General features: G+C 65.4%; 13 protein-coding genes and 5 pseudogenes. 14 read left to right on the plus strand and 4 right to left on the minus strand.

Features of this window, described 5'->3' with window-relative positions; all coding sequences use genetic code 11:
- Nucleotides 1–9: 9 nt before the first annotated feature.
- Together OXS49_RS17670 and OXS49_RS17675 are read left to right on the plus strand one after the other, a co-directional pair.
- Complete coding sequence (locus tag OXS49_RS17670) at nt 10–1,068, plus strand: GSCFA domain-containing protein (protein ID WP_267425931.1); 1,059 nt, start codon at nt 10–12, stop codon at nt 1,066–1,068.
- Between the two features lie 231 nt (nt 1,069–1,299).
- Entirely contained in the window at nt 1,300–2,007 is a 708-nt protein-coding gene (locus tag OXS49_RS17675; protein ID WP_267425900.1) for an SGNH/GDSL hydrolase family protein, read from the plus strand.
- On the opposite strand, the gene OXS49_RS17680 is transcribed toward OXS49_RS17675, so the two are convergent.
- A complete protein-coding gene (locus OXS49_RS17680) occupies nt 1,971–2,552 on the minus strand; it encodes an SGNH/GDSL hydrolase family protein (RefSeq protein ID WP_267425901.1) in 582 nt (193 codons plus the stop codon). The genes OXS49_RS17675 and OXS49_RS17680 overlap by 37 nt on opposite strands.
- A gap of 121 nt (nt 2,553–2,673) precedes the next feature.
- Between OXS49_RS17680 and OXS49_RS17685 the strand changes: the two genes are divergently transcribed.
- Entirely contained in the window at nt 2,674–2,880 is a 207-nt protein-coding gene (locus OXS49_RS17685; RefSeq protein WP_267425902.1) for a hypothetical protein, read from the plus strand.
- A gap of 304 nt (nt 2,881–3,184) precedes the next feature.
- Here the strand turns inward: OXS49_RS17685 and OXS49_RS17690 are convergent, their stop codons facing one another.
- Nucleotides 3,185–4,231, minus strand: a complete 1,047-nt coding sequence (locus OXS49_RS17690; protein ID WP_267425903.1) for a hypothetical protein — start codon at nt 4,229–4,231, stop codon at nt 3,185–3,187.
- Nucleotides 4,232–4,631: 400 nt separating this feature from the next.
- Here OXS49_RS17690 and OXS49_RS17695 point away from each other — a divergent pair, with 400 nt between their 5' ends.
- Nucleotides 4,632–5,615 carry a WcbI family polysaccharide biosynthesis putative acetyltransferase gene (locus OXS49_RS17695; protein WP_267425904.1) on the plus strand — a complete coding sequence of 328 codons (984 nt, stop codon included), beginning with the start codon at nt 4,632–4,634 and terminating at the stop codon, nt 5,613–5,615.
- Between the two features lie 254 nt (nt 5,616–5,869).
- On the opposite strand, the pseudogene OXS49_RS17700 reads toward OXS49_RS17695, so the two are convergent.
- A pseudogene (locus tag OXS49_RS17700) lies at nt 5,870–6,942 on the minus strand (IS3 family transposase); the annotation flags it as partial.
- Between the two features lie 134 nt (nt 6,943–7,076).
- Here OXS49_RS17700 and OXS49_RS17705 point away from each other — a divergent pair.
- The 10 genes and pseudogenes from OXS49_RS17705 to OXS49_RS17750 all read left to right on the plus strand — a co-directional run.
- A complete protein-coding gene (locus tag OXS49_RS17705) occupies nt 7,077–7,292 on the plus strand; it encodes a type II toxin-antitoxin system ParD family antitoxin (protein ID WP_267425905.1) in 216 nt (71 codons plus the stop codon).
- 5 nt (nt 7,293–7,297) lie between these two features.
- Nucleotides 7,298–9,811: a PAS domain-containing protein gene (locus tag OXS49_RS17710; protein ID WP_267425906.1), complete on the plus strand. Its 2,514-nt coding sequence runs from the start codon at nt 7,298–7,300 to the stop codon at nt 9,809–9,811.
- A 337-nt stretch (nt 9,812–10,148) separates the two neighbouring features.
- Nucleotides 10,149–10,469: pseudogene (locus OXS49_RS17715) on the plus strand (ATP-binding protein); the annotation flags it as partial.
- Nucleotides 10,470–10,676: 207 nt separating this feature from the next.
- A pseudogene (locus OXS49_RS17720) lies at nt 10,677–11,393 on the plus strand (ATP-binding protein); the annotation flags it as partial.
- 196 nt (nt 11,394–11,589) lie between these two features.
- The gene (locus OXS49_RS17725) at nt 11,590–12,471 is read left to right on the plus strand and encodes an STAS domain-containing protein (protein WP_267425932.1); all 882 of its coding nucleotides are present in this window, start codon (nt 11,590–11,592) and stop codon (nt 12,469–12,471) included.
- A gap of 4 nt (nt 12,472–12,475) precedes the next feature.
- On the plus strand, nt 12,476–12,877 hold the full coding sequence (locus OXS49_RS17730) for an STAS domain-containing protein (RefSeq protein ID WP_267425907.1): 402 nt from the start codon (nt 12,476–12,478) through the stop codon (nt 12,875–12,877).
- The gene (locus OXS49_RS17735) at nt 12,858–13,262 is read left to right on the plus strand and encodes an ATP-binding protein (RefSeq protein WP_267425908.1); all 405 of its coding nucleotides are present in this window, start codon (nt 12,858–12,860) and stop codon (nt 13,260–13,262) included. The genes OXS49_RS17730 and OXS49_RS17735 overlap by 20 nt, the downstream gene beginning before the upstream one ends.
- 2 nt (nt 13,263–13,264) lie before the next feature.
- Nucleotides 13,265–14,266, plus strand: a complete 1,002-nt coding sequence (locus OXS49_RS17740) for a SpoIIE family protein phosphatase (protein ID WP_267425909.1) — start codon at nt 13,265–13,267, stop codon at nt 14,264–14,266.
- Between the two features lie 20 nt (nt 14,267–14,286).
- Nucleotides 14,287–14,637: pseudogene (locus tag OXS49_RS17745) on the plus strand (ATP-binding protein); the annotation flags it as partial.
- 369 nt (nt 14,638–15,006) lie between these two features.
- Nucleotides 15,007–16,146, plus strand: a pseudogene (locus tag OXS49_RS17750) (ATP-binding protein); the annotation flags it as partial.
- Between the two features lie 24 nt (nt 16,147–16,170).
- On the opposite strand, the gene OXS49_RS17755 reads toward OXS49_RS17750, so the two are convergent.
- Nucleotides 16,171–16,755, minus strand: a complete 585-nt coding sequence (locus tag OXS49_RS17755) for a response regulator (RefSeq protein ID WP_346016956.1) — start codon at nt 16,753–16,755, stop codon at nt 16,171–16,173.
- Between the last annotated feature and the right edge of the window lie 161 nt (nt 16,756–16,916).

Consider the following 16,916-nt stretch of genomic DNA (forward strand, 5'->3'; position numbering starts at 1 on the left):
GAGGCCAAAATGTCGAACAACCCGTACAAGTCGCTGCCGTCCAGGCAGTTCTGGTCCAATGCTGTTACGAATGTGCCGCCTTTCGCCCTGGATCTGCGCTCAAGCGACAACTTCACCATCTCGTCCGACGACCGGGTAGCCACGGCCGGTTCCTGTTTCGCGCAGCGCGTGGCGGTCGCTCTCCGTGCTTCGCAGTTCAACTACTACGTCACCGAGACCGCACCCGCTGGCATGTCGCATGCCCAGGCGCAGGCTCTTCAGTACGGCACATATTCGGCCCGCTACGGCAATCTGTACTACACGCGACAGTTCGTGCAGCTGTTCGATCGGGCATACGGGATCTTCGAGCCCGAACTCACTACCTGGGAGCGGGCAGATGGACGGTTCGTCGATCCGTTCCGGCCGAGGATTCAACCGGGCGGCTTCGCGAGCGCGGACGAGGTACGGGCGGCGCGCGACGCTCATTTTGCCGCCGTGCGTCGGTTGTTCGAGACGTTAGACGTTTTGGTGATCACGCTCGGTCAGACCGAAAGCTGGCGTTGGCGTGCAGATGGAGCAGTCCTGCCGCTCGCCCCCGGAGTCGCCGGCGGCACCTACGACCCGGCTCTCTACGCGTTCGTCAACGTAGGCGTCGCCGAGGTCATCGACGACCTGAACGGTTTTTTGGACCGGTTGTGGCGTGTCAATCCATCAGCGCGCGTCGTGATGACGGTTTCACCCGTCGCAATGGTGGCCACTTACCTTGATCAGCACGTCATGACTTCGAATTGTTATTCCAAATCGATTTTGCGTGCCGCGGCCGGCGAATTGTGCGCCGCGCGAGGCGATAAGATTGTGTATTTCCCATCTTACGACCTCATCACCGGCAGTGCGAATGCCGGGCGGTATTATGATGAGGACCAGCGCACCATCAACGATGCCGGGGTGCGCCATGTCATGCGACAGTTCCTTGGAACCTTCGCAACGAACCGCGCTGAACCCGCGGTGCATCGAGCTTTGATCGACCTTCAGGCCGAAGCCAACTGCAACGCCGCTGTGATCTGCGACGAAGAAGCCATCACGCGATAGCTTTCTGTCAACGTTCGCAAGTCTCTTCCCATGTTTTCATGCGGCAATTTCTAGTTAATAAGCAAATACTAGTCGCATGTCGCAGTCTTATCGAACGGATTCAAACACTGTCTGGCGAAAAAAAGTGCCGTTAAGATATATTGATGCAATGGAATGTCTATGATTTGGTTTAATAGTCCAATAAAGAATTGGCGGCAGGCGCGATTCATCCGTCTGCGCCGGATCGAGCGCTTGCCGATTATTCGCGCCGCGCTCCGCACGGCACCGAACGGCTACGTCGCCTTGGTCGGAGACTCGCATGCCGAGTTCCTGGGAACACCTGATTTCGGCGGCCGAAGCTGCGTCAATCTCGGCATCGGCGGCAGCACGGCAGCCGATTGTGCACGCCACCTCGCCAGCCTGCACCCGGACGCCGGTGCCACAGCTGCCGTGCTGTTCGTCGGCACCAACGACATTCTGCGCTGGCGACACCCAGACCGGCCGACGGCTGCGGACTGCTTCACCGACGACGTTGACCGGATCTTGCAAACCCTTTCGGCCTGGGCGGAACAGATCTTTGTGGCGGCGGTCCCGCCGATCGGCCCATGGACCACGGGTCGTGACCCCGCCGCGGTAATCGCCTTCACTGAACGCCTTCGGGCGTTATGCGGGCGAAGCGGTTTCACCTTTTTCGACCCGTTCGCCGGGATCCGCGACGGCGCGAGCGGTTTCGCGCTGGCGGGACTGCATCGCGACGGCTTTCACCTGGCCGATTATCCCGGCTTGGCTAAGGAGGTGGTTCGGCTGGTCAGCCTTCGCGTCGCGCCTTCTCAGGTACCGACGATCCGGGCCGCCTCAACTTCGACGCGGGATCGGCATCCCCGGGCGTCGAACAGGACGTTCGGCGCCGTTCGTTTACGCTTCTATCCAACAACGCCTGCACGCTCACTCGACTGTTGAGATCGACGATCGCCATCAAGGACAGAGCCGACAACCCGATCGATCTCACCAGCGAGGGCCACGTAGTCGGCCAGATGTATATCGTCGGAGAAGAGGCCAGTCGTCGCGCGGCCTCCGGCGCTCGTGCGAATGCCCGCGAATGGATCGAAGAAGACGTGCCGCTTCTCCGCGCAGAGTTGCTTAAGGCGCTCTGAAAAGGTCACGACGGCGTCCGCGTCATGGTCCGCCGCGTCGGGGCCGAGGGGCGGCACGGCGGCGACGAAGACATGCGCGGACCAATTACCAAGGATCGCGAGGATACGCCGTACGTCGGCCTCGAACCGTCGCCCCGTGACCGGCCGTTCCGGGCGACGGCGCCGGGCGACGTCGTTCGTCCCGATGATCAGCACTGCGGCATCGGTTCGTGCCGGCGTGTCGAGGCGTGCCAGCCGCGTGGCGCAACCACGTGCGGTGATACCGCCGACGGCAATATTGATGCTCGGTGGTCGACCGGCGATCTGGGGGTGTTCCAGCATAGCTGCGTGCGAGTTGCCGACGAGCAGCACGCCCCCCTCGGGAGCGGCGGCGAGGTCAGTTCGAATTTGCGCCCAACGCGTATCTGCGCGTTGTCGAAGCAAGCTTCGATTCCGCCAATTCTTCACAAACGAGTGGATCGAGGGAGCATACATGACCATCCTGACACCGAATGAACGATTGTCAGCGTATCTGAAAGCCCGTGAAGGTCAGGTACGAGACAATTGGCGACGATCGATGGACAGGATGGTCAACATTCAAAATCGCTATCGACCAGACAGCCACCGCAATAAGGCACAGAACGTCCTTGAAATGTATGTTTCGAATATCACTGGGGGGAACTTTGTTTCTCAAGCCTGATGTTTGCTGCTGATGATGGTTTCTGTTTTTGCCCATTGCCCATTTCTCATCCTAAAATATTAAATCCGACTTATTTAGCATTCAGGCGGCTAACCGCAGAATGCTGGCGACAACGAAATTTGTTCGACGGACGCTTGTTTAAGTAATACTGTCACGCGATCAAACATACACATGTAACCGGCCGCCGTATCCTGCAAGCATTATGCAACTGTGACCAAATGTAGTATACATGGCTCATCTTTTTAGAAGTCATAATTAATTTCTACACAGTTCCTATTCAATCCGTTTTGCGCGCCATCTAAGATCAACCGTCCCAGTGCTTCCCGACCGAAGCTTTCACCATGTCGGATAGGGCCACGTCGAATACGAGCATCTCCTCGATCGCCTTGACGGATTTGAGCCGCTCCGCCAACGCCTGGGTCTTGGCGGGCACCGGCGGCATGATCGGGATCGGCGCGTCGACGCCGAGGCGGTCGAACAACATCGACGCGAAGGCGGGGAACTGGACCTTGTGGCCGACGATGCCGACCCGAGCGAGAACCTCCACCGCGACGATCGAATTTCCCGGGTGCAGGGGATCCTCCGGCAAGCGAGTTCCGAGCTGGCGGGTCAGCGGATTGTAGAGCAGCCGATAGGCTGCTTCTGGCAGCATGCGGAAGAACCGCTTGAAGCTCTTTACGTCGGTGAAATCATACTCGTCCGCGAAGGATGCGGCCTCGGCGAGCGGGCCCAGGCGCCAGCTGCGAGCGGGATCGGCGGCGTCGTCAGCCCGCGCCTTTAGCCAGAGCAAACGAGTTGCCATCTCGACATGTGGTTCTTGTAACAAGATAGCGGTGACCATCAGGTCCGGCGTCATATAATCCTCGTAACGCGGGATCACGATTGCGCCCGACAAAAGCGCGGACGGCATAGCTTGTGTCGTTAGAAGACTCCTCATGATCTCGTCAGACAGGCGATGCACGTTGAAGTGGCAGTGCTGAAAATGTGGGAAGAGCGCGGTCTGAAGCGCCGTCTCAGGCTCAATGCCGGTGTTGATCAGCATGGTCCGTAGTGGGACCGTCCCGTCCGGCGGCAAGCGACGGTAGATCAGTACGTTGGTGTCGGCGTCGTAGAGCTCGAGCCGCGGGATCTCCGGCAGCCCCGGCACCTCCGCATGGGTGAGCACGAAAGTGCATTGCCCGGTCGCGTGCCAGCCATTGCGTTTGAACGCCTCGTCAATGACGCTGGCTGAGATCTCGGCCACGCGGCGTCCATCGACGGAGACGGCAACTCGGCTGATAGCGAGGGGATTGTCTGGCACGATCCAGCCGCGGATCGAATTGCCCTGATCGTGGTCGATGAAGAAGCGCATAATCAGACCGGGGTTACCGTCGGATGCTTTGTGCCGCGGAAGTACTCGGGGCCGCAGCTTGCTGCGGTGTTGGTGGCTGAAACCCCCACAAACGGCTCGGTTCACACACGGTTTGGCGCCAGATGCGTCCGCGGGCGACGACAACGGCTGGGGCGGCAAATGTCCTGCGGCACGACGATCTAAAACGTGGCAACATGCTATAGCTCATTGACGTGTGATTTTTTCCCACGTATACGGTCCGGAATGATGTGGCAAGTCCTGCCGCAAACGACAGCATAAAAATGCGTCTATCTAAAAATCATGCTCTGAATCAGGTCGAATTCGTCGTCTTGACCGCGGCAAAAAGCAGATTTGGCGTCCGTACGCTATATCTGAAACGCCGAATTGTCGGCATATCGTGATGATGTCGTTGCTCGATACTTCCATAATTCAGAGAGTCAGATCGATTTTCTCCGCTCGGCAGTCGAGTGGCTCGCCGCGCCTCCTCGTCGTCGGAGGAGAGCAGAGCGCCGCGGTCGCGCATGCGATGGGATGCATCGCACCGGAGGCAGCTGTTACATTCAAGCACGTTGTCGCCGCGGCCAAACTTTATACGGCAGAACGACTCTTATCTGAGTTCGATCGGCATGACGTAGTCTTCCTAAGAAGCGATCTTCCAATCTGCCGCCCAGTTGGAGCGGTCGCAGGCTCGCACGGTCATACCAAGGTCGTGCGCGTTCCAACAATTGCGTTCGCAGCCTTCCACCCCGATCAGATTCGAGTCGGTTCCGATCACCGCTCCCCGATCGTAGGGCCGATGGGTCAGTTACATTCCGCGCTCGTCCTGTTCGGTTTCCTTTCTGGCCTATCCCAGGGTGCAGTGATGAAATTGTTCCAATGCAGCGCCTTCGAGCGGGTTGGTTACTTCGAATTTTGGGCCGAGGCCGCGAAGCGGCTGTATGAGTTCGGTGCTGAGGCGGACTATGATCTCGAAGCGTCCCTAGCGCGCTGGATGCGGCGGGGCTGCTTTATGCACTCGGTCAATCAGATCAAGCTGCATGTTGTCGTCGATCTCGCCCGAGGGCTCCTCGAGCAAGCAGGGATTCGCTATCAGCAATGTAACCTTGAGGATTATCTATCCGGTGATCCCGGGAAAGGGGAGAGCTGGCCGGTCTATCCTGAGATCGCCGCCCATTACGGCGTTGCTGGTAGCGCTCTCTTCCTGCGGCCAGCATCGGGACGGCACACATCACGCTCGACGATGTCGCTCAGCTGCTTCATCGAGGAAAGCTTCGACGCGTACGCGCGCCTGCCTCGAACGTCCCTGTTTAATAACAGGGTGATGCAGTGGCAAACCGATGTGGATCTCCGAGCGGATCTTTGCCGCATAGCGGAAGGCTCGTGATGCTGCTTGGAAAACGGATCGCCGTCGTCCTCCCCGCCTACAATGCGGCCGCTACTCTCCAGCGGACCTACTCAGAGATCCCATTGGACATTGTTGACGATATCATTCTGATCGACGATGCCAGTGGCCTGCCCCCATCCGGTGGCCCAGGTTCAAAGTTAGTGCATCGTCGGTCGTGTGACGATGGCAGGGCGAGCGGACGGCACTGAGCCGCTCGGTTCGGTGGGCCAGATGACGACCTCTGGCGCAGGCTAGCGGTAGCCGAGTGACGAGTGCGGTCGGATGCTGTTGTAGTGCCTCCGCCATTGTTCGATCACGACGCTGGCTTCCTTGAGGGTGTAGAACACCTCGCCGTTGAGGAGTTCGTCCCGCAGCTTCGCGTTGAAGCTTTCGCAGTACCCGTTTTCCCAAGGACTACCTGGCTCGATGTAAGCCGTCTTCGAGCCGACCGCTGCGATCCAGTCTTGGACAGCTTTGGCGATGAACTCCGGGCCATTGTCCGAACGGACATGCCCGGGCACGCCGCGCAAGCTGAACAGATCCGAGAGCACGTCGATCACGTCGTGCGCCTTCAGCTTACGGGATACGCGGATGGCCAGGCACTCACGGGTGAACTCATCGACCACGTTCAGCATCCGATACTTGCGCCCATTGTGCGTGCGGTGCTCGACGAAGTCGTAAGACCGGACGTGGCCGGGCCGCTCCGGCCGCAAACGGAGGCAGGAGCCGTCGTTGAGCCAGAGACGGGCTCGCTTCGGCTGTCGGGCTGGGACCTTGAGCCCCTCCCGCCGCCAGATCCGTTCGACGCGCTTCACGTTCACCGTCCAGCCGTCGCGCTGGAGCATCGCCGTGATCCGACGGTAGCCGTAGCGCCCGTACTGGAGAGCCAGTGCGACGATGGCGGCGGTCAATGCGGCCTCGTCCTCGGCCACCACGGCGCACTTGCGCTGTGTCGAGCGGTGCTGACCGAGAACGCGGCAAGCGAACCGTTCCGATACGCCATGCTCGGCCATGACGTGATCGACACAAGCCCGGCGGCGAGCCGGGCTCAGAAGTTTCCCGAAGCTGCCTCCTTCAGGATAAGCTTTTCCAGCGTCAGGTCCGAGATCGCCCGACGCAGGCGCAGGTTCTCCATCTCCAAGGACTTTAGCCGCTTGACCTGATCACCCTTCAGGCCGCCGTACTCGGATCGCCAGCGGTAATACGTGACCTCCGTCACCTCGATAGACCGGATTGCTTCGGCGACCTTGCGTCCCTGCGAGACCAAAACATCGACCTGACGCAGCTTGGCGACGATCTCTTCAGCCGTATGCTTCTTCCGACGCATCATAACATCCTCCACATGGCGCGAAGCCATACCTCAGGGAGGACCACTTTTCAGGGGGCAGGCCACGACCCTTCGCCCGTGAACCTTCGGGTGGCTGAAGGTGTCACCCATCCCTTCGGATGGTAGCTTGGCGGATGGCTGCCAAGTTTTCCCAGCACGTCGCGCTGACCGCCCCGCTCGCGCGCTACGTCGCAGACCAGGTCGAGAAGGGCGAGTACGCAACGGCGAGCGAGGTCATCCGGGCCGGGCTGCGCCTGCTGATCGAGCGCGACGAGGATCGCGCCCTGGCCAAGGCCGGACATGACCGGCGCCCCACCGTGGCGACCACGCCCTCGCGCGGGCAGGCCTGAGCCCGATGCTGACCTTCGGGAACAACGACGGCGCGGTCGCCGCCCGCCACCTCGTCGAGCGCGAGCGCCGTGTGCTTGCCCGGATCGCGCGCGGCGTCCCCCTGAACGAGGTGCTGGAGGAGTTGCTCCTTGCCGTCGAGCAGGGCTCCGAACGGCACATGATGACCTCCGTGCTCTTCGTGAGTGAGGACGGGGGCTTCCTGCGTCACGGGGCCGGGCCCAGCCTTCCCGCCGCCTACAATGCCGCCATCGACGGCATCGCCGTCGGCGAGGGGGTCGGCTCCTGCGGGACGGCCATCGCCCGGGGCGAGCCCGTCTACGCGAACGACATCGCCACCAACCCGCTTTGGAAGGACTTCGCCGGGCTCGCCCTCGGGCACGGCCTGCGCGCCTGCTGGTCGACGCCGATCCGGACCGCGGAGGGAACGGTGCTGGGCACCTTCGCCGTCTACTACGCGGAGCCGCGCGCCCCGACCGAGAACGACCTCGAAGCCATCGCCTTCGTCACCCAGACCGCGGCACTGGCCATCGAGCGGCACAGGTCGGACGAGGCCCTGCGCCGCAGCCAGGCCGACCTGACGCGCCTCGCCGAGCGCCTGGAGCAGGACGTCGCCGCGCGCACCCAGGAGCGCGACCGAGCCTGGCGCGTGTCGCAGGACCTCCTGGCCATCGCCACGGCCGACGGCATTTTGGAGGCCATCAACGAGGCATGGACACGCCTGTTGGGCTGGGACAACCACGAGCTCGTAGGCACGCCGGCCCTGGACCTCGCCCACCCCGACGACGTCGCGCCGACCCTGGCCGTCCTCGGGAGCATCATGCACCGACCTTTGACGGTGCCCTACGAGTATCGACTCCGTCACAAGGACGGAGACTACCGCTGGTTCGCTTGGACCGGGAGCTTCGAGAACGGTCGGATCTACGGCAGCGGCCGTGACGTGACAGCCCACAAGGAGCGCGAGGCGGTCCTGAGCGACACCCAGGACTTCGCTCGTCTCGCGTTGTCAGCCGTCGGTGGCGTCGGCGCCTGGACCTACGAGGTCGCCACCGACCGGTTCCACTACGACGCCAACATCGCCGAGCTTTACGCGCTTGATCCGGCGCGGGGGGCGAGCGGCGTCAAGCGAGCGGAGTTCCTGGGCAACGTCCACCCCGAGGACAGGGCGAGCCTGCGCGAGACCATGGTCCGGGGGCTGAAGAACGCCGGCGACCTCGAACTCGAATACCGCATCCTGCACCCGAATGGAGCGATCCGATGGGTCCACTCTCGTGGGCATACCTATCATGATGCCGATGGCACTCCGGTCCGGCGCACCGGAATCGGGGTCGACAACACCGGCCAGCGCCAGACCGAGGAAGCCCTTCGCCAAGCCCAGAAGATGGAGGCGGTCGGGCAGTTGACCGGGGGGGTCGCGCACGACTTCAACAACCTGCTCACGGTCATCAAGTCGTCCACCGACCTGCTCAAGCGCCCCAACCTCGCCGAGGACCGGCGCATCCGCTACGTCAGCGCGATCTCGGATACGGTCGACCGGGCCGCGAAGCTGACCGGGCAGCTCCTGGCCTTCGCGCGCCGACAGGCCCTGAAGCCCGAGGTGTTCGCGGCCTGCGACAGCGTCCGGGCCATCGGCGAAATGATGGCCACGCTCACAGGCGCCCGCGTCGAGATCGAGACCGACCTGCCGGCGGAGACCTGCTTCGTCGACGCCGACCCGAGCCAGTTCGACACGGCGCTCGTCAACATGGCGGTCAACGCCCGCGACGCCATGGACGGCGTGGGCCGGCTCACGATCAGCGTGCGTCCGGTCGAGGGGATACCCGGGCGAACGCGACAGGGTGCGGAGAAGGGCGCGTTCGTGGCGGTGTCGGTCACGGACACCGGTTGCGGCATTCCGGCGGAACGGATCGACCAGATCTTCGAGCCGTTCTTCACCACCAAGGGCGTGGGCCAGGGCACCGGCCTCGGCCTCTCCCAGGTGTTCGGCTTCGCCAAGCAATCGGGGGGCGAGGTCACGGTCTCAAGCACGGTCGGCGCCGGCACGACCTTCACGCTCTACCTCCGGCGGGTCACGGGGGAGACGGTCGCGAAGGCGAGTTCGGTCGAGCCGGAACCCCTCGCCGATGGACATGGCACCTGCGTGCTGGTCGTCGAGGACAACCTCGACGTCGGCACCTTCGCCACCCAGACCCTGACCGAGCTCGGCTACCGGACGGTCTGGGCTGCGAACGCCGAGGAGGCGCTGGCCGAGTTGGATAAGGACGCCGACCGGTTCGACGTCGTCTTCTCGGACGTGGTGATGCCGGGCATGAACGGCATCGACCTGGCGCACGAGATCCGCCGCCGGCACCATGACCTGCCGGTGCTACTCGCCTCTGGCTACAGCCACGTGCTCGCGAAGAACGGCACCTACGGCTTCGAGCTCCTGCACAAGCCTTATTCGGTCGAGGACCTTTCGCGGCTGCTGCGCAAGGTCGCCATCTGGCAACGCCGCAAGCGCATCCTCGCGGGACAGCCCTAGCTTCGACGTCCGTCCCGGACCCGCGTGACGCCCGGTTCGTTATGCTATCCGGCGGCCAGGCCCAAGGCATCCGACGGAGCAATGACGGAATGCGGTTTCTGACGCAGGATCAACGAGCGCAAACGCCGACCCTTTCCCCGTCTCGCCTCGTATCCCCGTCGGGCGGCGAAGATGACCGGAAGCCATGTGGCTCTAGAGGGCGCGGAACGTCTCGCAAGCCGCCAGATGCGGAAGCCATGGATGGTGGATTTGCGCAGGCATACCTCGCACCGGTTGTGCACTCGTGACCTGGCCGCTCGTCACCACCCGCATCATCCACGAGGCCGACATCGTCGTCGTGCGACAGCAATGCCGCCGTCTCGCCAAGTGCCTGGGCTACCCGACCCTCGACCAGACCCGGCTGGCGACGGCCGTGTCCGAGATCGCACGCAACGCCTATGTCCACGCCGGGGGCGGTAGGGTCGCCTTCCGGGTCGATGCGGAGGGGGGCGAGCAGTTCCTGGTCATCGAGGTCGACGACGATGGGCCGGGGATGAACTCAACCGACGAAGTCCTCGCCGAGACCTGGCGTCACGGCAAGCTCGGCGGGCTCGGCCTCGTCGGGGCCCGACGCCTCATGGACCGTTTCGAGCTACGTTCTGAAGCCGGCGTGGGCACGCGCGTCACGCTCGGGCGTCGCCTGCCTTCGCACCGCCCGCCCCTGACGGGTCCGGATGCCGCCGTCGCCGCAGCGGCGTCGCGCGCGCTTCCCGAGGACGGGCCCTACGCCGTCGTCCAGCAGCAGAACGACGAGCTCCTGCGCAGCCTCGCGGCGCTGACCGAACGCGAGGCCGACCTCATCGCCCTGAACCGGTCGCTCGCAGCCGCGGAAGCCAGCGCCGACGAGGCGCGGCGGGTGGCCGAGGAGGCGAACCGGGCAAAGAGCGAGTTCCTTGCCAACATGAGCCACGAGCTACGTACGCCGCTGTCGGCGGTCATCGGCTATTCGGAGATGCTCCAGGAGGAGCTTGAGGACCTCGGGCACGGCGACATGCTCGGTGACATGCGCAAGATCGAGTCGAACGCACGCCACCTGCTTGGACTTCTCAACGACGTCCTCGACCTCTCGAAGATCGAGGCCGGCGGCATGGAGGTCTACGTCGAGGAATTCGACGTCGCCGCCGTCGTCCACGACGTCGCCGCGACGGTCGAGGGACTGGTGGCGAAACGTGGGAATACCCTCGTCCTCGAACTGCCCCGCGACGTCGGTCAGGCGCGATCCGACATGACCAAGGTGCGGCAATGCCTGATCAACCTACTCGGCAACGCCGCCAAGTTCACCGGGGACGGCCGCATCACCCTGTCCGCCCGTCGCGAGGGCGACATCCTGGCCTTCACCGTCTCTGATACCGGCATCGGGATGAGCCCGGGCCAGGTCGAGCGACTGTTCGCGCGCTTCTCGCAGGCCGAGGCATCGACGACGAGGCGGTTCGGCGGCTCGGGGCTCGGCCTGGCGATCACCCGTGCCTTCGCCGAGATGCTTGGCGGCGACGTGACGGTCAGCAGCCGGGAGGGCGAGGGCAGCGCCTTCGTGCTGCGTATCGCCGGGACGTTGGCCCCGCCATCGCCGTAACGGCGTCGAGCCAAGAGGTTCGCTCACGATTGCGAGCCCTTTCGGCTAGGGACAAGGCATCGCCCTGTCCGAATTCGTGCAATCGATCCGGCGGCTACTATCGACGACGCCGACCATGGGCTAGACGCGGCGGGAACGAAACAGGATCCGGCGCGAGGGGACCTTGATGGGGACGGACGGCAGCGAGGTCCTGACCAGGACCGTGGCGGGCGAGGCGGACACGATCCTGAGGGAATGGCTTGGCCTGCTCCGGGCGGGTAGCTCATTGCAGTCGGGCCGCATCCGAGAGGCCGAACTCGAAACCCAGGCCAAGTCCGTGCTCGGGCTGTTCGCAGACGCCCTGCGCTCGGGCGGAACCGACGCGGGCACGGAAGCCTACGGCGCCCTCCGGGACACCCTCGGCGACATCTCCCGTTCCCGCGCCGTCCAGGGCTTCACGCCGACCGACACCGCCAATTTCGTGCTCTCCCTCAAGGAGCCGATCTTCGACGCCCTCAACCGGGTTTCCGCGGGGGACGCTGCTCAGGTGGCGGCTGGCACCTGGGCCGTGAGCAGGGTGGTCGACGTCCTCGGCCTGCACACGATGGAGGTCTTCCTTCAAAGCCGCGAGGAGGTGATCGGACGGCAGGGCGAGGAGATTGCCGAGCTCTCGACCCCGGTCGTGCGCCTGTGGGACGGCATCATCGCGCTGCCGCTGATCGGCACCCTCGACAGCGCCCGCACCGGCGTCGTCATGGAGAACCTGCTCCAGGCCATCGTCGACGAGGAGGCGGAGATCGCCATCATCGACATCACCGGCGTGCCGACCGTCGACACGCTGGTCGCCCAGCACCTGCTCAAGGCCATCGCCGCCGCTCGCCTCATGGGCGCCGACTGCATCGTCTCGGGCATCCGTCCCCAGATCGCCCAGACCATGGTCCATCTCGGCGTCGAGCTGAACGTCGTCTCGAAGGCGACGCTCGCCGACGCGTTCGCCGTGGCGCTGCGCCGGACCGGGCGCGCCGTGGTCCGCAAGCCCCAGGCGACATCCAACGAGGCGGCGCGATAGCCCAATGGACCGCATCCCGATCCTCAAGCTGGGTGGCGCGCTCATCGTCACAATCCAGGTCGACATGCACGACCGGCTCGCCGTCGCCCTTGAGGAGGACCTCACGGCGATGATCGTGCGCACCGGCGCCCGCGGCGTGCTGATCGAGATCTCAGCCCTGGAGATCGTCGACTCGTTCATCGGGCGCATGCTGGACACCATCGCCTCGGTCTCGCGCGTCCTGGACGCTGAGACCGTCGTGGTCGGGATGCGTCCGGCGGTCGCCATCACCCTGGTCGAACTCGGCTTGACACTCGCCGGCATCAGGACGGCCCTGAACGTCGAGCGCGGCATGTCGATGATCCAGGCACGGCTCGACGAGGATGCCGACGGCCTGGGGAGCGCCCGTGGCCGTCACGAGGACTGAGCTGCTGCCGATACGGTCGGGCGAGGATGTCGTCCGCGTGCGGCAGCGCGTGCGTGCGCTTTCGGTCGAGGCGGGGTTCGGCCTCGTCGACCAGACCAAGTTCGTCACCGCTGCGAGCGAGCTCGCCCGGAACACGCTCGATTACGGCGGCGGGGGGGACGTCGCCTGCGATCTCCTCCAGGAGGGCCGACGGAAGGGGCTCCGGTTGACCTTCGCTGACCAGGGGCCTGGCATCCCGGACGTGGAGAAGGCGCTGACCGACCATTACACCACGGGCGGCGGGCTCGGCCTCGGGCTCGGCGGTGCCAAACGCCTTTCCAACGAGTTCCACATCGAGTCGACCGTCGGCGTCGGGACCCGCGTGACCATCGCGCGCTGGAAGTGAGCATGATCAGCATCGCGGTGACGGAGGCAAGCGGGGTGGCCGAGGCCAGGCGCCGCGCGACCGGCGTCGCGCAGGCGCTCGGCTTCGAGACGACGGCGGCGGGTCGCGTCGCCATCGTGGCGACCGAACTCGCGACCAACCTCGTCAAGTACGCGACTGGCGGCGAGATGCTGATCGGGACGTTCGAGGACGACACGGGCACCGGCGTGGAGATCCTTGCCCTCGACCGCGGCGCCGGCGTTTCAAACGTCGCGGACGCGCTCCGGGACGGGCATTCCACCGGCGGCAGTCCCGGCACCGGCCTCGGCGCGGTCAAGCGGCAATCGGAGGCCTTCGACATCGCCGCCTGGCCCGGGCGGGGCCTCGCCGTGCTCGCCCGCGTCGCGGCGGCGCCGAGGCCTCCGGGCGCGAGCCTGCCCGTCCCTCGGTGGGGCGCGGTCGCGGTTCCGCTCCGCGGCGAGACGGCGAACGGGGACGCTTATTGCATCCGCCGCCGCGGCGACGGGTGGACGGCGCTCGTCGTCGACGGGCTCGGTCACGGCCTCCAGGCCGCGCAGGCGTCCGAAGCGGCCGTGCGCGTGTTCCGGGAGCACGAGCACGAATCCCCGGGTTGCATCGTCACGGCGATCCACGCCGGTCTCGGCCACACCCGCGGCGCCGCCGTGTCCGTGGCCCGCTACGAACCGGGGCGGGGCACGCTGGTCTTCTCCGGCATCGGCAACGTGGCGGGCGCCATCGTCACGGACGGCGTGGTCAAGCGTCTCGTGTCGTTGTCCGGGACGGCCGGGCTCGTGGCGCGGCGCATCCAGGAATTCGAGTATCCGTTCATGTCGCGGAGCCTCCTGATGATGTGCTCGGACGGCATCGGCACGAACTGGACGCTCGACGACTATCCGGGTCTCGCCGCCGCCCACCCGGGCCTGGTCGCCGGGGTGCTGTACCGCGACTTCGCGCGCGCGCGTGACGACGCGACCGTCCTGGTCGTCCGGGAGGCAGGGGCGTGAGGTGGCCGCTCGTCACGATGATGGTGGCGCACGAGGAAGACATCTTCACCGTGAGGCAGCGCGCGAGGCGCGTCGCGGGTCAAGTCGGGTTCGGCGCCCCGGACCAGACGCGGATCGCCACGGCGGTATCGGAGATCGCGCGCAACGCGCACGACTACGCCGGCGGCGGCAGGGTCGAGTTCGGGATCGACGACGAGGGGCCGCGACAGCTCCTCGTGGTCCGCATCGTCGACAAGGGTCCGGGCATCGCCGAGCTGCCGGCCATTCTCGAAGGCCGTTACCGCTCGACCACGGGCCTCGGCATCGGGATCACCGGCTCGCGCCGGCTCATGGACCGCTTCGAGGTCGTCACGAACCCCGGCGCCGGCGCCGTGGTGACCCTGGGCAAGGCCATCCCGACCGGCCGGCCGGCGCTCGACGGCCCGGCCATCGTCGCCCTCGCCGATGCGATGCGGTCGTGGAGCGAGGGACCGCAGGCCGCGATGCGCGAGCAGAACCGCGAGCTGCTCGCGAGCCTCGCCGAACTAAGCGAGCGCGAGGAGGAGACGCGGCGCCTCAACGCCGAGCTCGCCGAGACCAATCGTGGCGTGGTCGCGCTCTACGCGGAGCTGGAGACCCAGGCCGGTCGGTTGCGTGAGGCCGGAGCGAGTCTGGAGAACCAGGTCGCGGCCCGGACCGCCGAGCTCGCCGAGGCCAACGCGCGCCTTGAGGCCGAGGCCACCGAGCGTGAGCGCATGGGCGAGGACCTGCGCCAATCCCAGAAGATGGAGGCCGTCGGGCAGCTCACCGGCGGCATCGCGCACGACTTCAACAACCTGTTGACCGGCATCGTCGGCTCGCTCGACCTGATGCAGTCCCGGATCGCGAAGGGGCGTGTCGAGAACCTCGGGCGCTACATCGAGACGGCGATGGCCTCGGCGCATCGCGCGGCGGCGCTCACGCACCGCCTCCTCGCCTTCGCCCGTCGGCAGCCGCTCGACCCGAAGCCAACGGACGTACGGAAGCTCATCGACGGGATGATGGATCTGATCCGCCGGACGACGAGCGAGGCCATCGCGATCCGCGTCGCCTTCGACGAGGATCTGTGGCCGACGCTGTGCGACCCGCACCAGCTTGAGAACGCCATCCTCAACCTGGTGATCAACGCGCGCGACGCCATGCCCGGGGGAGGCACGCTGACCATCGCCGTCTCGAACGTCCGGGGGCCGTCCTCCGGCCCGTCGCCGGGCGATTGCGTCTGCATCGACGTCTCCGACACCGGGACCGGCATGCCGCCCGAGGTCGTCAAGCGGGCCTTCGACCCGTTCTTCACGACCAAGCCGCTCGGCCAGGGCACCGGCCTCGGCCTGTCGATGATCTATGGCTTCGCCCGCCAGTCCGAGGGCCATGCCCGGATCGAGAGCGTGGTCGGGCGCGGCACGACGGTCAGCGTCCGCCTGCCTCGCCACCTCGGCGGCCCGGCGGAGGCGACCATGCCCGAAGGCGTGCCAGAGGTTCCCCCCGGCGAGGGCGAGACCGTCCTCGTGGTGGAGGACGAACGGGTCGTGCGCGACCTCATCGTAGAGGTGCTTCACGAACTCGGATACGAGACCCTTCAGGCCCCGGACGGCTTGTCCGGGCTGAGGGTGCTACAATCGCTGGCGCGGATCGACCTCCTCGTCACGGACATTGGCCTGCCGGGCCTGAACGGGCGGCAACTCGCGGACCAGGCGCGCGAGACCCGCCCGGACCTCAAGGTCCTGTTCATGACCGGCTATGCCGAGGGTGCGGCGATGCCCTCGGGCTTCCTCGATCCCGGCATGTCCCTGATCACCAAGCCCTTCGCCGTCGACGCACTCATGGCTCGGATCGGTGCCATCCTGGCGGACAGGCCGGAGTGACCCGGGCGCCCGCGACGACCGTCCCTACCGGGCCGTGATCCCTTTGCGACGTCGCCAGGTCACGACCTTGCGCAGCAATCGCGAGAGGTCCTCGACCAAATAGGGCTTTTGCAGCAATTCGAACCCGTAGGTGCCGTTCCGCGCCAGCACGTGGCTGTAGCCGGAAGCCAGCAGGACCGGGAGGTCGCGGTACCGCCGACGGATCTCGTGCGCCAAGTCTATGCCGTTCATGCCCGGCATCACCACGTCCGAGAACACCACGTCGAACCGGTCGGCGTTGTTGGCAAGCTCGAGCAGCACCTCCTCCGCATTGGTGGCCAGCACGGTGACGTAACCGAGGTCGCCCAGCATCTGGGTGGCGAAGGAGCCGACCTCGGCCTTGTCCTCCACGACCAGGACGCAGGTGCCGTGCCCGTCCATCAGCGGGTCCGGCTCCCTTGTGAGGGACACGGCGGTCCCCGGCGACGAGTGGCAGGTAGGGGCCCGCCCGACCTCGCTATCGACGAGCACCTCGCCGCCCGATTGCTTGGCGAAGCCAAACTCTTGGCTCAGACCGAGACCGGAACCTTGTCCAATGCCTTTCGTCGTGAAGAACGGCTCGAAGATCATCAAGCCTGTCCTTCGGAATGCGGCACCCTGTGTTCGAGATCGAGACGGCGACGAACGCACCCGCTACGGCGGCGTGGGCGTGCACAGCCGGCATCGCCTCGACCAGCCGGATGTCGATGTTTAACTCGCCTTTCCCAGCCACCGCATCGCGGGCGTTGACG

The organism is Methylobacterium sp. GC_Met_2 (assembly GCF_026540795.1).
In the GTDB taxonomy this organism is placed as follows: domain Bacteria; phylum Pseudomonadota; class Alphaproteobacteria; order Rhizobiales; family Beijerinckiaceae; genus Methylobacterium.

Excerpts from the sequence above, each read along its gene's own strand:
- OXS49_RS17670 (WP_267425931.1), top strand. The coding sequence starts at position 10 with ATGTCGAACAACCCGTACAAGTCGCTGCCGTCCAGGCAGTTCTGGTCC.
- OXS49_RS17740 (WP_267425909.1), top strand. The coding sequence starts at position 13,265 with ATGATCAGCATCGCGGTGACGGAGGCAAGCGGGGTGGCCGAGGCCAGG.
- OXS49_RS17705 (WP_267425905.1), top strand. The coding sequence starts at position 7,077 with ATGGCTGCCAAGTTTTCCCAGCACGTCGCGCTGACCGCCCCGCTCGCG.
- OXS49_RS17710 (WP_267425906.1), top strand. The coding sequence starts at position 7,298 with ATGCTGACCTTCGGGAACAACGACGGCGCGGTCGCCGCCCGCCACCTC.
- OXS49_RS17695 (WP_267425904.1), top strand. The coding sequence starts at position 4,632 with ATGATGTCGTTGCTCGATACTTCCATAATTCAGAGAGTCAGATCGATT.
- OXS49_RS17725 (WP_267425932.1), top strand. The coding sequence starts at position 11,590 with ATGGGGACGGACGGCAGCGAGGTCCTGACCAGGACCGTGGCGGGCGAG.
- OXS49_RS17755 (WP_346016956.1), bottom strand. The coding sequence starts at position 16,755 with ATGATCTTCGAGCCGTTCTTCACGACGAAAGGCATTGGACAAGGTTCC.
- OXS49_RS17730 (WP_267425907.1), top strand. The coding sequence starts at position 12,476 with ATGGACCGCATCCCGATCCTCAAGCTGGGTGGCGCGCTCATCGTCACA.
- OXS49_RS17685 (WP_267425902.1), top strand. The coding sequence starts at position 2,674 with ATGACCATCCTGACACCGAATGAACGATTGTCAGCGTATCTGAAAGCC.
- OXS49_RS17690 (WP_267425903.1), bottom strand. The coding sequence starts at position 4,231 with ATGCGCTTCTTCATCGACCACGATCAGGGCAATTCGATCCGCGGCTGG.